General features: G+C 37.1%; 16 protein-coding genes. 10 read left to right on the forward strand and 6 right to left on the reverse strand.

Annotated elements, in window-relative coordinates; genetic code table 11:
- Nucleotides 1-337 precede the first annotated feature (337 nt).
- The 10 genes from OOA_RS02470 (at nucleotide 338) to OOA_RS02515 (ending at nucleotide 6,758) form a co-directional block, all read left to right on the forward strand.
- On the forward strand, nucleotides 338-631 hold the full coding sequence (locus tag OOA_RS02470) for a hypothetical protein (RefSeq protein WP_008910545.1): 294 nt from the start codon (nucleotides 338-340) through the stop codon (nucleotides 629-631).
- A 149-nt stretch (nucleotides 632-780) separates the two neighbouring features.
- A complete protein-coding gene (locus tag OOA_RS02475) occupies nucleotides 781-1,485 on the forward strand; it encodes an EscR/YscR/HrcR family type III secretion system export apparatus protein (RefSeq protein WP_008910546.1) in 705 nt (234 codons plus the stop codon).
- A 2-nt stretch (nucleotides 1,486-1,487) separates the two neighbouring features.
- Entirely contained in the window at nucleotides 1,488-2,177 is a 690-nt protein-coding gene (locus OOA_RS02480) for a hypothetical protein (RefSeq protein ID WP_008910547.1), read from the forward strand.
- Nucleotides 2,174-2,437, forward strand: a complete 264-nt coding sequence (locus tag OOA_RS02485) for a hypothetical protein (protein ID WP_008910548.1) — start codon at nucleotides 2,174-2,176, stop codon at nucleotides 2,435-2,437. Before OOA_RS02480 ends, OOA_RS02485 begins: the two co-directional genes overlap by 4 nt.
- A complete protein-coding gene (locus tag OOA_RS02490; RefSeq protein ID WP_008910549.1) occupies nucleotides 2,430-3,914 on the forward strand; it encodes a secretin N-terminal domain-containing protein in 1,485 nt (494 codons plus the stop codon). Before OOA_RS02485 ends, OOA_RS02490 begins: the two co-directional genes overlap by 8 nt.
- On the forward strand, nucleotides 3,914-5,176 hold the full coding sequence (gene vscN2, locus OOA_RS02495) for a type III secretion system ATPase VscN2 (protein WP_008910550.1): 1,263 nt from the start codon (nucleotides 3,914-3,916) through the stop codon (nucleotides 5,174-5,176). Before OOA_RS02490 ends, vscN2 begins: the two co-directional genes overlap by 1 nt.
- The gene (locus tag OOA_RS02500) at nucleotides 5,130-5,519 is read left to right on the forward strand and encodes a hypothetical protein (protein WP_008910551.1); all 390 of its coding nucleotides are present in this window, start codon (nucleotides 5,130-5,132) and stop codon (nucleotides 5,517-5,519) included. The genes vscN2 and OOA_RS02500 overlap by 47 nt, the downstream gene beginning before the upstream one ends.
- Before the next feature lie 11 nt (nucleotides 5,520-5,530).
- A complete protein-coding gene (locus OOA_RS02505; RefSeq protein ID WP_008910552.1) occupies nucleotides 5,531-6,133 on the forward strand; it encodes a hypothetical protein in 603 nt (200 codons plus the stop codon).
- On the forward strand, nucleotides 6,120-6,353 hold the full coding sequence (locus OOA_RS21190) for a flagellar biosynthetic protein FliQ (protein ID WP_008910553.1): 234 nt from the start codon (nucleotides 6,120-6,122) through the stop codon (nucleotides 6,351-6,353). Before OOA_RS02505 ends, OOA_RS21190 begins: the two co-directional genes overlap by 14 nt.
- Nucleotides 6,354-6,380: 27 nt before the next feature.
- A complete protein-coding gene (locus tag OOA_RS02515) occupies nucleotides 6,381-6,758 on the forward strand; it encodes a hypothetical protein (RefSeq protein WP_008910554.1) in 378 nt (125 codons plus the stop codon).
- Between the two features lie 240 nt (nucleotides 6,759-6,998).
- Here the strand turns inward: OOA_RS02515 and fbpC are convergent, their stop codons facing one another.
- The 6 genes from fbpC to OOA_RS02545 form a co-directional block, all read right to left on the reverse strand.
- Nucleotides 6,999-8,039 (reverse strand): ferric ABC transporter ATP-binding protein, encoded by a 1,041-nt coding sequence (gene fbpC, locus OOA_RS02520; protein ID WP_008910555.1) that lies wholly within the window; start codon nucleotides 8,037-8,039, stop codon nucleotides 6,999-7,001.
- Between the two features lie 16 nt (nucleotides 8,040-8,055).
- Nucleotides 8,056-10,134: an ABC transporter permease gene (locus OOA_RS02525; protein WP_008910556.1), complete on the reverse strand. Its 2,079-nt coding sequence runs from the start codon at nucleotides 10,132-10,134 to the stop codon at nucleotides 8,056-8,058.
- A gap of 80 nt (nucleotides 10,135-10,214) precedes the next feature.
- Complete coding sequence (locus OOA_RS02530) at nucleotides 10,215-11,246, reverse strand: ABC transporter substrate-binding protein (protein ID WP_008910557.1); 1,032 nt, start codon at nucleotides 11,244-11,246, stop codon at nucleotides 10,215-10,217.
- Nucleotides 11,247-11,258: 12 nt separating this feature from the next.
- Entirely contained in the window at nucleotides 11,259-12,617 is a 1,359-nt protein-coding gene (uhpC, locus tag OOA_RS02535) for an MFS transporter family glucose-6-phosphate receptor UhpC (RefSeq protein WP_282557796.1), read from the reverse strand.
- Nucleotides 12,618-12,691: 74 nt separating this feature from the next.
- Nucleotides 12,692-14,218 carry an MASE1 domain-containing sensor histidine kinase gene (locus OOA_RS02540; RefSeq protein ID WP_008910559.1) on the reverse strand — a complete coding sequence of 509 codons (1,527 nt, stop codon included), beginning with the start codon at nucleotides 14,216-14,218 and terminating at the stop codon, nucleotides 12,692-12,694.
- A gap of 5 nt (nucleotides 14,219-14,223) precedes the next feature.
- Nucleotides 14,224-14,850, reverse strand: coding sequence for a response regulator transcription factor (locus OOA_RS02545; RefSeq protein ID WP_008910560.1), 627 nt, complete (start codon nucleotides 14,848-14,850; stop codon nucleotides 14,224-14,226).
- Between the last annotated feature and the right edge of the window lie 47 nt (nucleotides 14,851-14,897).

Here is a 14,897-nt window from a genome sequence, read left to right on the forward strand (position 1 = left end):
ACATCACAGATAATAATATTGATTATCTGTGATATCTTAAATAGATTTATACCGTTATATTTTGGGATGAATTTATGTCATCACAATATGTGGCAAACTTTATCAATGGCTGCTACTGCATTGATAAGTAAGTAATTATGAAATGAAAAAACTGGAGTAAATTTGAATCTATTTTTTTCACTGGATATGAGTTTTAAACCATGAATAATTGCTTTCATGTTATGAGCAACAATAAATAGCAATTAATAGCTTTGTTCAGTGAGGTATGATTAATCACATACATTACTAATAAGGCCTAACAATCCTAACAATTAAAATTTTTATGAGGATATATAATTTGAGTAATTCAGTAAAAGCAGAACCACCAGTTGAGCCACCAGCAGCTAATGACCGTTTAACCACGAATGATGTTGGTAGTGCTTTTGAAGGTTTTATTAGTAAAGCGGATGAATCTATTAATAAGTTTCTTGCAGAAAAAACGGATGAAGAAACGGGTGCATTAAATCTTTCTTCAGCGGATTCATTACAGTTACAACGCTTAATGGCTGACCAAAGCATTGCGGCACAAACTGGTACGTCAACATTAAAAGCAGTAAAAGATAATATTACAGCAGCTGCACGTAATATCTAATTATACTTTATATTTAGACACCTTCTTTATATGTTAAGCTGCAAGTGATCAATCATATTCGTCTATGTCTGTTATACCGGATAATGTGATTGATTATTTGCTATGCTTTTACAATTTTAAAGGTGTTTAATCATTAATAGAAAAATTATATGGTCGGTTTATTGAGTCCAGAGAATGCTTATTCTGGTGTAAACTTGGTAATAGTACTTTGTCTTGTAATATTATCCGCTGTTTTTTTTATCTGTTTTTCTGGATTTATCAAATACAGTATTGTTTTAAATATCTTAAAAAATGCAATGGGAACTCAACAGATCCCACCTTCAATTGTTGTTAACTTACTAGCTGCACTATTAGCATTAAGTAGTATTTGGGTCATTATAGAGCCAGGATTAGAGCGAATTAAACCTTATTTTAGTGAAATGAGTGATAGCTCATTACCTTTGATGGATCCTGTTGGTGGAATAGGGTTAGATAATGGTGCATCTAATGGTTCCAATGATATCACTTTATATAATTTAATTTCTAACCTCGATCAGTATTTTCCTGAGGTTTTTAAATATGCAGATAAAAAATCTGTTGAATTAGAAAGTTTGTTTACTTTACCAATGTCCTTCAATGAAGGTTCGAATATATTCAAACCATTTCTCGGCGCTATTGTTTTAGATTTATATAAAGGTTTCGAGCTAGGTATAAAACTTTATATGATCTTTGTGAGTATTGACTTCTTGATCGCTGTTATATTGAGTGGTGTTGGCATGAGTATGTTATCACCAACCGTAATCTCAACTCCCATTAAATTGGCTGTTTTCTATTTTTCTGATGGTTGGACAATCTTGTTTAATGCGTTGGATTAATAATGGAAAACCTTTTATTTCCAAATTGGATAGTATTTTCTGGATTCTTTTTGTTTTTAAAAATATATAATCCAACACGATTGTTTTTAGATAATACATCGATAACAGCAATTTCTATATTCTTTTCTATTTTATTTAAATTTCAAGGTAACCAGCCTAATTCAGAAATTGCATGGGTAGTGAGTGTTGTTGGTTTTGCTTTATTTGCATCAGTTCCTTATTGGTTGGGAAGTATGGTTGGTAGTATCCTACAGCAACTTTTATTACTTAATGAGCAATCAGTACAGGATAAACGCTTTACCGATGAATCAGAGGCGCTAGCTAGAATAAGTGGTTTATTATTTGTTATGTATGCTTTGGATGATGGAACTTTATTCATTCCTTTAATTAAGCTATTTAATGGAGAGACTCTTCTGAATATAGAAGGTATTGATCAAAGTTATTTTAAACAGTTATATTTTATTATCGCTGAGTATATGAAGCTAGCAGCATTAGTATCCAGTAAATATATTGTGGCAATTATATCAATTGCAATTTGTGTGGCAATGGTCGATTTGTTTTTTAAAAAAGTATCACTATCCTCATTTGTTGCATCAGATTTGAAAGCAATAATATTAATAATTTTATTAAATATGTGGTTTTTTAGTGACCAAGAGTATTTATTCCAAAAAATGACAGAGGGGTTAACATGAATAAAATTTTAGAAGGTTCTTTAAATGTTGCATCAGCTGTATCTGAGGATACATTAGATTTTCAGGAAATTTATTCAGAATTAACAAATCAGTTATCAAATGATGATGAACTTCTTAATGAGAATGTAAATGTTGATGACGATAATACAATAACTGATGAAGAGCTCAGCGATATCATCATGCAATATACAATAACGAGTAATACCATAGTCATGCTGAAGCAACATACAGAAACAATGAAGGAACTCTTAGATGAGTAAAACAAAATTAATTATATTATTTTCTGCTTCAATATTTTTATGCATGTGGAGTCTTATCGCCAATGCACAAATTGTGTTGAAAAAAGATGATATGACACTGCAAGAAGCACTTGTCTCGCTTGCAAAAGATGAGCAACTTAAATTAGTGAATAATCTTGATGAAAAATTAGGGCGTCAGCAGATAAAACAAGTTATTAGTGGTGATGCAATTGATATTCTCGACGAACTATCAGAAATATATGATTTTGAATGGCATATATATGGCGGAAATATGAGTGTTCAATCGGGCCAGCCTTTTATTAATTATACATTTAGGCCTAAAAATATTACACCTGGTATGTTACTGACAGAATTACAGGATGCGATATTAACCAGTGGTACTATCAAGATGCAATTAATTGAGCGCGGTAACTCATTAATTTATTCAGGACCACGCAGTTTTATTAATGATGCTATTTCTTATTCAAACATGGTTGATAGTAATGAATTTTTGCAAAATGGTAATGATCTAGAAATTGTACGCATTGAGTTCGATTATTTATCCGTTCTTGACAGACAAGTAAACACCTTTGATGGTAGTGTCAATTTTCCTGGAGCTGGTTCATTAATTTCAGGTGCGCTATCTAATATGGGGCAATTTGAAAATATCGCTGATGGTCAAGTATTAGAAAAAGCATATAAAGTTAAACTCAGTGATAGCTCTAAACAAAAATTAGAGGAAGAAGAACAAACTTCTAAAGTGCAAATGCTTCCAGGGACAAATGCATTATTAGTTCGTGGTACTCCGAGTGAAATTACTTTAGCAAAACGTATTGCAACCATGATTGATGTACAAGGGAAGCAGCTTATGTTTTCTTTGAAAGTGTATGATGTTGCGGTTGAAAGAACGGAAGGTTTTGGTGCTGATGGTTCTTTATTAAATAATTCTATTGGTCTATATGATATTTTATCAAAGCCTTTTTCTGCCACGAAAGATTTTATCAAAAGTTTTCAAGCTATGTACCGTAATGGTACGGCGCGGAGTATTTATTCAACTAACTTATTAATATTAGAAAACCACCAAGGCCACTTTGGTAAGAAAGATACAGTGACTGTGAATTTAGTTTCAAGTAAAGAAATTGAAAGCTTAAAAATTGAGGCAGATAACAGCTTATATGTGACAGGGAAAATACTGCCTAATGGTGGAGTTCATGCCAAACTTGAATATATTGAAGAGCACTTTGATGATGGAGATGGTAACAGTGATGTTGTCCAACCACCTAAAGTAAGTTCGCAATCTTTATCTTCAGAAGCTTATATTAAACCACACCAAACTCTTGTATTAGGTGGGTTCGATAATACAGAAACGCAGTCTTCTGAATCAGGTATACCCGTATTATCCAGTATTCCGTTTGTGGGGGAGATATTCAAAAGTACCACAGAAACTAAACGTAAGTATAAACGTTATATTGCAGTTTCTTTTGAGGTGATCGACTAATGTTACAGCGCTTTTATAAGGTAAAGGAATCGTATCAAGATTTAGTGGTTTGCTATGTTGATATAGATACCTTTGTTGGTCAAGAGTGCATGATCCATGCGGTGGGTGATGAGCGCATTCGTGGTGAAATTATGAAAATTGAAGGTCACCGCGTCGAAATAAAATTATTACAGCCAGGTACTATTCAACGCAATGCTAAAATAGAGATTTCACCACGTCGCTTTTGTTTTCCGATGAATGAAGAAGTATTAATTGGTAAAGTCATTAACTGTTACGGTGAAAGCCTCTATGGCGACCCTTATATTATTGATAGCGTAGAATATAAAGATCTTCCAATTTGCATTGAACCCATTCCTTTAAAAGAGCGAGCTCCGATTGAGGATGTATTTCCAACAAAGCTAAAGATTATTGATGGGCTTTTTACTATTGGGGAAGGGCAGCGTATTGGCTTATTTGCTCCGGCTGGTGCGGGGAAAACAACTACAGTGTCAATTATGGCAAATGCGATGGATGCAGATGTAGTTATTTTTGCCATGATAGGTGAACGTGCTCGAGAGGTAGTTGAATTCTTAGAAGGTGAAATTGGGCCTGAAGTTATCCAAAAAGCCATTACTATAGTATCGACATCTGAAGCTAATCCATTGGAAAAGGTGCGTTCTGGGTTAGTTTCTGTCTCTATCGCTCGCTATTTTATGGAGCAAGGGAAAAAAGTGGTTCTGTATTTCGATTCACTTACGCGATTTGGTCGCGCTCAAGCTATGTTAGATGGAACACCGATCCAAGGAGGTATTCCGATTGGTGTTTCATTAGCATTGTCTCGGTTAGTCGAAAGTTGTGGTAATACGGTTCGTGGTTCAGTGACTGGAATTTTTACTGTATTGATTGAATCGGATATTGATAGTGACCCTATTGCTCACGAAGTGAAATCGCTTATTGATGGTCATTTAGTTTATTCTACAATGATAGCGTCAACGGGAAGATATCCTGCGATTGATGTATTGAAAAGTAAAAGTCGATTGCAGAATAAAATTCAAGATAAGCGCTATGTTCAAATGTCCGAGCGTATCAAAGATATGGTGTATCGTTATTTTGATGTTGAATTGTTAATTCGTGTTGGCGAATACGAAAAAGGAAATGACTTATTGACTGACACGGCGATTGAATTATATCCACAAATTATGGAGTTTTTAAAACAAGGTTTTGATGGGGTAGAATATGAAGAAACCCTCGAAAATATGGAAAGAATTCTCTCAAATTATTAGTATTATTGATATTGGTATAGGTAAGCAGCAACGTAAGCTCATTAAGCTTAATAAACAAAAAGAGTTATTAATAAATAATATAAATGAATTTTCATTAGAAATAGAACATCAACAAGAAAAATTGAAATTTCTAGTGATAGGTAAGGAGCAAGAAGCAATTAAATTATTTTTCAAACGAAAAGATAATTTAAAATCACATATTGAGTCACTATTTTTTGATGCATCATTGGTACAAAATGAATTGGAAAATTTGAATGTCGAGATTAAAAAAACAGAAGCTGAAAAATTACGTTTAGAAAAACGTAAAGATATATTAGAGGAGTTGAAAAAACAAATTATCTAAAAGGGACCAAGATGAAGATTGATTTTATTAGCATAAAAGAGCCTGAAACAAGTAGTTCATCAGAAAGTGATTTCAAAGATGTATTAAAAAGTTGTAAAGGTGATAGTAAGACTGTTAAGGCAGTGAGGAAAATATCATCAGCTAATAAGTATGAAAAAAATAAGAAAAAGCCAAAAACACTGAAAAGCTTTATAATATCACCGATATTTGATTTGTACTTTAATAGTGACAACAAACGCACACATGATGATATTAACCAATTAGCTTCAAAGACAAAAAATAATAAAATTACATCAATCGATAGTGGTGATGAGAAATTATCGCCTAGTGATATGTTGCAACAAATGAATACTTCAATGAGATTTACTTTTTTTCTTAATGAAATAGACGTTAGATATTATATAAATAATAAAAAAATCCAGAAAAACGAATATGGTATAACAAATTTTTTTGTTCAACGAGCTAGTCAAGAAAAGTTGATGCTACATCCAAATTATATTAACACTAAAACATCACGTGATTATCAAGTCTATTATAAAGGGCAACGTTATTACTTTAATATAAATGAAAATGATGTTTTAAGCAGAATAGAGGATAAAAATGACGGCTCTTGATGTGACCGCATTGTGTTTAAATATATTGCGAGAAGGCGTTTTTATTTTCGCAATCTCATTTGTTCTTACTGGAATTATAGTGGGGTTATTGCAAACGGTTTTTAGTGTGCAAGATCCAGGGTTACCTTTAACAGCAAAGTTAATTGTATTATTTATTTTGCTAACACACTCAGGTAAAGATATTTATGAACAATTCCAGTCATTATTTAAAATTTTGTAATGATAAAATCAAATAAAGGAAGTGAAAATGAAAAAATTTAGAGCAATTATTTCTAAAACATTAATCGATGAATTAGGGCTTGATGCGGTGATGTTATCACGACTTGATGGTGATAAACCAGTTTGTATCGAGTTGCGTGATGGAGCTGAAATTTATATTACTGCGGAAGAAAATGATGTTTTAATGGCTTTCATTGAGATCCCGATTAAAGATAAGCGTAAGATACAAATGCAGTCAAATAAAATCATGGATATATTTATTAATGATGAAGATTTGCTGATGAACGTAAGAAAAGATAAATTTGTTGTTATGTGTTATATCGATAAAAAGAGTAAAGATATAGAAAGTAAATTACTCGATAAATTGGTGGTATTTAATAACTTGGCTGAATTAATTAATTCATAGAGGTGGTTGTAAATAAATTGACACTTTCATCTTTTTTTGGCAGTAGTACTATTTAATGATTTTACTAGATTATTAACTTTTCTAACAAATATATTTTGGTTGCTTTAAATTGTGAGCAAAATGGGAAAGCTGACATATTTTCCCATTTTGTGTTCTCAACCGAAAACAAATAAATTGATTTCATTTCTATCAATAATCTTCAGTAAGCATTATATAAAATACTGACGATTATTTAGTTTACTACTCAAGAATAAACATGCCATATGGATGAATTTGTAGATAGAGGTTATCACCCACAGTAGGTTGTAATTGTGTGGCGTTAATTTGCAGTAGCATTGACTGTCCATGCCAATCAACTGTTACCTCATATTGCGGCCCCATATAGGCGACATAAGAAATAGTACAACGTTGGCTGTCTTCACCTTGCAGGCTAAGTGTAATGGCTTCTGGTCGAACACCGACAGTTATCTTTGTGTTATCAGAGATAAAGTGTGGGGGACGGGGAAGACGATAATTAAAAATATCAATATATTCAGCACTTAAGGTTGCTGGAAAAATATTCGCATCCCCCATAAAGCTCGCCATAAATTTAGAGGCAGGTTGACGATAAAGTGACTGTGGTGAGCCAAGTTGCATAATCTTACCTTTATTCATCACGAGCACCATATCTGAGACAGCAAAGGCTTCACTTTGGTCGTGAGTGACATATAAAGAAGTGATATTAAACTGCTGCTGCAATTCACGAATTTTCTCACGCATGCTACGACGTAGGTTGGCGTCTAAGTTACTTAGTGGTTCATCAAACAATAGAACTTTAGGTTTTAGGATCAGTGCACGTGCGAGAGCAACTCGCTGTTGTTGTCCTCCAGAAATTTGATCAACAAAGCGGTCACCAAAACCTGCTAAATCAACTAATTCCAATGCTTCTTCTACACGTCGTTTGGTTTCAGATTTAGATAAGCCTAACATCTTTAAACCATAGCCAACGTTATCGCCTAAAGACATGTGCGGGAACAAGGCATAGGATTGAAAGACCATACAAATATCACGTTGTTGAATTGAGCGATCTGTCACATCCTCACCATCAATAAACATTCTTCCTTCGGTTGGTTTTTCCAAACCTGCCACTAAGCGTAAAACAGTCGTTTTACCGCAGCCTGAGGGGCCTAAGAGTGTGACCATACTGCCTTGTGGAATCGACAGGCTTAAATCATCGATAACCGTATTGTCGCCAAAGCGTTTAGTCACATTTTTTAATTCAACAAAACTGTGTTGTGTCATGTCAGTTACTCCATGATTACTGTGCATTTTTGGCTTTGGAACGTGAAACACGGGCTTCGCCAATCAAATAGTCAAATAAGAATATAATCGCTAACATCACCACGATCAGAATCGAGCCATAGGCGATAGCCACACCATATTCGCCATCTTCCACTCGGTTTAAGATATAGGCAGTCGCAACACGTGTTTCCGGTGTCACTAAGAACACAATGGCACTGACGGTGGTGATAGCGCGAACAAAGCTGTATATCAACGCAGAAAGTATCGCTGGGCGCAATAATGGTAATAAAATATGGAAAATAGTTCGCATTGACCCAGCTCGTAAACTTAATGAAGCTTCATCCAGTGATTTATCAATTTGCCCAAGGCCAGCTATACCTGCACGGATCCCAACTGGAACGTTACGCATGGTCATCGAGATAATAACAATTGCCGCGGTGCCGGTAAGATAGAATGGTGAGTCGTTAAAGGCCAAAATGTAAGACACCCCAGCTACTGTGCCCGGAACAGCAAAGCACAACATAGTTGTAAACTCGATAGTTTTCTTACCGCGGAACTCTTGACGCACCACGATGTAGGCAATCAATAATCCTAATGCAGCTGTAATTGGCGCAGCTATACCTGCATAAAGTAGAGTATCAAGTAATGAAGGCCAAGCACCATCGCTCATTCCTTGCCCAAATAATTTGATAAAATTATCAAATGTTAAGGTGTAATCGACACCCCAGTTAACCGTGAAGCTTCCGTAGAATATGCTGCCATATAGTAGTACGTTGAACACAACCCAGATAGTTAAAAACGTGGTTACAAAAACAACCAATGATGGTGGCAGAGGTTGCACGTCGCCACGATAGGACTTACCGGAAACTGTGACGTACGAGCGCTTACCAATCCACATGTATTGCACACAAAATACCAACAACGAGAAGACTAATAATGAGGCACCAAGTGTACTTGCAGCTTGGTAATCAAGTTGTGAGCCGGTGATATAGAAATAAATCTGTGTCGCCATGACATCAAAGTTACCACCTAACACTAATGGATTACTAAAGTCGGCTAGTGACTGAACGATCACAATTAAGAATGCGTTGGCGAGAGCCGGTTTTAGCAACGGCATAAAGACGTTAAAGAAAGTCTGATAGCGATTAGCGCGTAAGGTATAAGAAGCCTCTTCCAATGATGGATGAATAGTTTTCATCGCGCCATCTAAAATCATAAATGACATCGGGGTGAAGGCGAGTACTTGGGCAAGCCAAATACCGGTAAATCCATACAACCAGTTAGTATTTTCTAAACCGACATAAGTGGCTAAAAACTCAGTAATATAGCCAGAACGGCCCATCATGAGAGTCACCCCTAAGCCAACAATAAAGGGTGGGGTAACAATGGGTAAAATGGAAAATACACGACCGAGGATAGCAGAACGCTTAGCAATACGTGAGGTATAGATAGCGAGGATCAAACCGAAAAAGGTACAACCAGCACCTACAGCAAGTGCGAGGAATACTGAGTTAATAATGACTTGAACAATATGAGATTGGGTCAAAATTGCAACGAAAGCAAATGGTGCAAATTCACCACTATTGTCCGTAAACATCGGAATAAAAATCGCAATACTTGGGAATACAATAAACAGTGCGATGACAGCAACAACCGTTATTAATGATCCAATAACAAACTTGTCACCACCTAACCATTCAAGTCTCGACAGGGCAAGTGTCATTATCATGCCAAGGGCAATAAATAATACAATCGCAGAATAGCCTAAGCCTTTACCTTCAAAAGTCGCGGATATGACAACTGCAATAGCCGTAATTGCGGCAATAGCGATGTCAACGTAGTGGCGTATTTTATGGTGCCGATCAGCAGCATAAATTGGGCGAAAAAATAATATGGACGGTAATAAATACCACAGCCAGCTGATATTGACACTATTCCAGCCATAAGCGGCAATAATTTCATCTTGTGTTGAGTCGAACACACCATAATCTAAGCTCCATGATGGCAATAGGGCAAACCCAAGCCATGCTAATAGTAACCAAAAGAAAATGGTGTCTCTTCCCCGTTTTTCAGACAAGGTAAGGGTATGAGACATGGTATCCCCCGAGTGTTGATATCGTTATTATATTTTTGTAAGAAATAGGTGCAGCGATAAATACCGCACCTTTAGAGTCATTACTTGCTCATTTTAACTTCTGTTAACCATTTGTTGATTAGGTTTTTACGGACTTCAGCATCACCATACTTATCCATGTTGTAGTTAATCAAATTGAGATCATTTAGCTTCAAGGAAATTGGGGATGATTCTGCGGTGGTATTGGTTAAGATTTGGTAGGAATTACCTTCTTTCCAACTTAGTTCCTGTGCTTCTTTTGACAGGACGAAATCTACAAACAGTTTCGCGTTATCGAGGTTACGAGCATTCTTCAAAATACTGATGCCACCAATTTCATAACCCGTTCCTTCACAAGGAGCAATAAGTTCTAGAGGTGCCCCATTCTCAACTTCTAATGAGTAATCATGAAGAAAACCGATACCAATTGCGGATTCACCACGAGCGGCGTTACGCGCTGGGGCGATGCCAGACTTAGTGTATTGGGAAATATTGCTATTAAGCTTTTTCAAATAATCGAACGCCTGATCTGTACCCCATAGTTGGTCGAAAGTTGCCAGAGCGGTATAAGCAGTACCTGAACTTTGTGGATCAGCGATTTGAATTTCACCCTTGTATTCCGGCTTGATCAGGTCTTTCCAACAGGTTGGAATAGGCAAGCCTTTTTCTTTCAAGCGATCTTTGTTCACACCAAAGCCTAAGATGCCAATATAAACAGCGGAAGAGTAGTTTCCTTTACGTTTAGCTGGGTCTTGAAATTGCGGCATGATTTGTTCTAGGTTAGGCGATTTGTAGGGTTGTAGCAGATCCATTTCACCGGCTTGTGAATGGGGATCTAATGTACCACCATACCAAACATCTGCTTGTGGGTTACGTTTTTCAGCTTCAATTTTCGCAAGAGTACTGCCTGAACCATTACGTACAAATGTTGTTTTAACATCATACTTTTTAGCAAAAGCTTGAGTTTCAGTTTCACACATGGCATTGGTTGCGCTGCAATAAACAACTAGGCGGCCTGCGGCTGAAGCGCTAGTTGAAATAGCAGCAAGAGATAAGCCAGCGACTACAAGGGTAGAGAGGGTTTTCAGTTTCATTGTCAGTCCTTTTTATGAGGTTTTATCATCGGATAGTGAAACAGTGCCTGCTAAATGCTCTCGTTTGCTTACATTAGAAATTAACAGTGGCATTAGCAGTAATCCCATCAGAGCCGCAGCGCTCGCCAGTAAAGCAAACATGCCTGACCAACCATAATGCGCTATGACCTGAGAGAGTGGCCATCCGGCAATTGCAGCCCCTAAATAAGCGTACAAACCGAGATAGCCTGTTACCGTTCCAGCTGCGTTTTTATGACAATATTCTGTTGCAGCTAGACCGATTAACATTTGTGGTCCAAAAACAAAAAAGCCAATACTAAAGAAACAGGCCGCTAATAAGGCATAGTGATGAATGGGAATTAACCATAACGCACTCACCGAGACAAATAACCCTAGCGAAAATAACAAAATCATTGGAGCTCGTTGACCGCGAAATAGCAGATCCGATCCCCAGCCTGAACACAATGCACCGAGTAAACCACCTAATTCGAACAGCGATAGTGTGGCATTAGCACTAAGTAAATTGGCACCATGTGTTTCAGATAACCAAAGATTCCCCCAATCATTTATGGCAATTCGGATCAGATAAATGAGAATGTAGGAAAATCCCAGTAACCAAATCATTCGATTAAATAAAATAGTTTCTTTCAAAATAGTTAACATTGGCTGCGGAGGTGACAATCGTTCTTGGCGTAGCTCTAACACATCGTGTCGCCACTGTCCTATCGTTGGTAGCCCTTCTTGTTGTGGCGTACTTTTTAATCGATTACATAGCCATAATCCAACGATGATTCCAATCACTCCGGGTACAATGAGTGCTATTTGCCAGCTATAGCTGGTGGCTAGCCATGCAGTTAACAGAGGTAAAGTGATACCTCCTAAGTTAATGGAGATATTCCATAATCCCCACCAAAAACCGCGTTCATTTCGTGAATACCAATGCGTTAAAATCCGTGCACAAGGCGGCCATCCCCAACCCTGAAAGAAACCATTTAATGTCCAAATAACTAATAGTGCGTGGAACGATAGACAATAGGCGAAAACAATGTTGAGTACCCCTGTCATGACAAGACCAATGCCCATAAACCAACGATAGCCAGTAATATCGTGAAAGATGCCAGATAAAAATTTTGATATGCCATAGGTTAAATAGAAGGCAGTCGCAATCCAACCTATATCACTTTTATCTAGAAACAGCTCCACCTGCATAACGGGCATGACAAAATTAAAACTTTTTCGGGTCAGATAAAAAGTGGCATAACCAATAATCATTGATAGCATCAATCTTCGGCGCCAAAAATGGTAGGTGCTGTCCAAGATGAGTTTGCCTTTGCCAATCATGTTGATGTCTCCCGTTCGGCAAAATGTAATCAAATTTTTAACAAAAGAGATGAGAGAAGGTATTAGAAGGCTAAGAATAAGTCTTAGTTTTTGCGTATAAACTCTTAAAGTGTGGGCAGGTTAACAATAATTTGAGTGCCATTTTGTGTTGTGAGCGTCCAGTCACCACCTAATGCGCTGATTCGTTCTTCGATTCCTCGTAACCCAAGGCCACTTGTGCGTTTATTGAATGGAACACCAATACCATTATCATTCACGCAAAGCCGTATTTGGTCGTCGTATTGTTCGAGTGAGATTTGGATCTGCGTAGCGCGTGCATGTTTACTGATATTGTTCAGTAATTCTTGTACAAGCCGGTAGAGAGTAAACAGAACGGTTTCATTCTCTGGTGTATTGTTTAATCCATAATGGAACTTACATTGAATACCATTTTCGGTGAAAGCAAATTCCTCAATGAGGTGGGTGAGGGCTTTTTCTAGTGACATTTCATTTAAGACCGGTGGGCGCAGTTGACGAAGCATTTGACGAGTCGATTGATGAATTTGTTGAGCGAGTATATTAATTTGCTCGGCCGCTTGGTGGTTCGATGAATCAGGAGCCGTTTTCTTGACTAACATCGACTGAATTTGTATTGCTGTAATATTTTGGCCGATTTCATCATGTAGCTCACGAGCAATCGCTTTTTTAATATCTTCTTCGGTGTGTACAAGTTGACGCATGAGTTCCCTTCTTGCTTTTAATTCTTCTTCTAAACGTTGTCGGTAACGTTGTAAATTTTGTGCGAGTTGCTGCTGGCGGCTAATTGCAATACCCAATCCAATACCAATGAGTGCTTGGGTACTTAAAAACATTTCTAATTCTTGTAAGTCGACAAAAGCACCATGAAATTGGCGGGCAAAAGTAATAATTAAGCTACCTAAAAGTGCGGATAAGACACCACCTTGCCAACCATAGCGGTAAGCCATAAATACATTTGGAATAAAAACTAATAAGACAATTAATCGTTCTATTTCTGGTGTAAAGAAAACTTGGGCACTAAGCCCTACCAAACAAAAAAGAAAGCACCAGACTAATAACGATGTGCGTAATTGCTTGTCGGGTGCACCGTAATCAAGCAACATTTGATAATGCTGTTCATGTAAATACTCATACATAAGATAGACAAAAGGGGTTAACAGTATTCCACCAGTAAATGAAGTCAGAAATAATTGGCTGACTGTGAATTGGGATAACCAACCAAAAACAGCAACGTGCAGTAAGCTATTAGCTGCGACAGCCGCTAATAGCAGTAATAATCGTTGCCAGTACAAGGTATATCGCCACCAAATATTTTGGATAATATAGGCGATACCAAGACTTAGGAGCGGCGAGAGTAATAAAATAGGTTGTGATAATAATTGCTCTTGGGCCAACCAAACATTGAGGATTAGCTCGCTTAAAAGAAGCGTTGGCCAATAGCGTCGCCATAAAATGATCATCAAGGCAATACGAAGCCCTTGAGGAAGAAAAAGCGTAGCTTGAAAGCCACTATGGCTAAGATAAAAGCTAATAATCCACAGCCCAATCCAAGTTAACGAATAGGTGAACAAAAGGAAGATAGATTGTAGTAGAAGACGCGTTCCTTTGCTCATTAGCATTACCTTGCGATTAAATTATGTTCTAACGCATAGTGAACAAGGTCAATTGTATTTTCGCACTGTAATTTCCCAAGAATATTGGCTCTATGTACATGAACGGTCTTATGGCTTAAGTTTAATTGTTCAGCGATAACTTTTACACTGAGTCCTGCAATCAATAGTTTAAATATTTCATGCTCTCTTGGTGTGAGTTCTTCTAATGCTCGTCGCCGTTGGGGGGCTTGGCGTAAAACTCGCATAGCATCAGAACATAAATAGCAGCCGCCTTTATTGACTGAACGTACTGCTTGAACTAATTCTTCAGGACCACAGCGTTTGGTTAGGTAACCACTAGCACCTGCATCTAGAGCACTCTGTACAAAAGCGGTGGTGTCATAAATACTTAAAATAATAGTGCGGAATTCGGGTTTTTTTTGACGTAATCGTGTGAGAAGTTGTAAGCCATTTTCATCTGGCATTGAAATGTCCATGATAGCGACATCGATATCAATGCTAATAAGGTGAGGCCAGGCTTCTTTTGCGTTGGCATATTGGCCAACAATGCAAATATCTGGCTCAAGGGTTAATAATTGCGCAAACCCAGAACGCACAACAACGTGATCATCAATAAGGGCAATTTTTATCATTTTTATCGCCTAGGATATGACAATAATTGAGTTAGTGTTAAATGCTT

Origin of the sequence: Providencia burhodogranariea DSM 19968 (assembly GCF_000314855.2) — a bacterium.
Taxonomy (GTDB): domain Bacteria; phylum Pseudomonadota; class Gammaproteobacteria; order Enterobacterales; family Enterobacteriaceae; genus Providencia; species Providencia burhodogranariea.

What these genes read in the sequence shown, in the direction of transcription:
- OOA_RS02475 (WP_008910546.1), top strand. Translation starts at nt 781, where the DNA reads ATGGTCGGTTTATTGAGTCCAGAGAATGCTTATTCTGGTGTAAACTTG.
- OOA_RS02480 (WP_008910547.1), top strand. Translation starts at nt 1,488, where the DNA reads ATGGAAAACCTTTTATTTCCAAATTGGATAGTATTTTCTGGATTCTTT.
- OOA_RS02485 (WP_008910548.1), top strand. Translation starts at nt 2,174, where the DNA reads ATGAATAAAATTTTAGAAGGTTCTTTAAATGTTGCATCAGCTGTATCT.
- OOA_RS02490 (WP_008910549.1), top strand. Translation starts at nt 2,430, where the DNA reads ATGAGTAAAACAAAATTAATTATATTATTTTCTGCTTCAATATTTTTA.
- vscN2 (WP_008910550.1), top strand. Translation starts at nt 3,914, where the DNA reads ATGTTACAGCGCTTTTATAAGGTAAAGGAATCGTATCAAGATTTAGTG.
- OOA_RS02500 (WP_008910551.1), top strand. Translation starts at nt 5,130, where the DNA reads ATGAAGAAACCCTCGAAAATATGGAAAGAATTCTCTCAAATTATTAGT.
- OOA_RS02505 (WP_008910552.1), top strand. Translation starts at nt 5,531, where the DNA reads ATGAAGATTGATTTTATTAGCATAAAAGAGCCTGAAACAAGTAGTTCA.
- OOA_RS21190 (WP_008910553.1), top strand. Translation starts at nt 6,120, where the DNA reads ATGACGGCTCTTGATGTGACCGCATTGTGTTTAAATATATTGCGAGAA.
- OOA_RS02515 (WP_008910554.1), top strand. Translation starts at nt 6,381, where the DNA reads ATGAAAAAATTTAGAGCAATTATTTCTAAAACATTAATCGATGAATTA.
- fbpC (WP_008910555.1), bottom strand. Translation starts at nt 8,039, where the DNA reads ATGACACAACACAGTTTTGTTGAATTAAAAAATGTGACTAAACGCTTT.
- OOA_RS02525 (WP_008910556.1), bottom strand. Translation starts at nt 10,134, where the DNA reads ATGTCTCATACCCTTACCTTGTCTGAAAAACGGGGAAGAGACACCATT.
- OOA_RS02530 (WP_008910557.1), bottom strand. Translation starts at nt 11,246, where the DNA reads ATGAAACTGAAAACCCTCTCTACCCTTGTAGTCGCTGGCTTATCTCTT.
- OOA_RS02540 (WP_008910559.1), bottom strand. Translation starts at nt 14,218, where the DNA reads ATGAGCAAAGGAACGCGTCTTCTACTACAATCTATCTTCCTTTTGTTC.
- OOA_RS02545 (WP_008910560.1), bottom strand. Translation starts at nt 14,850, where the DNA reads ATGATAAAAATTGCCCTTATTGATGATCACGTTGTTGTGCGTTCTGGG.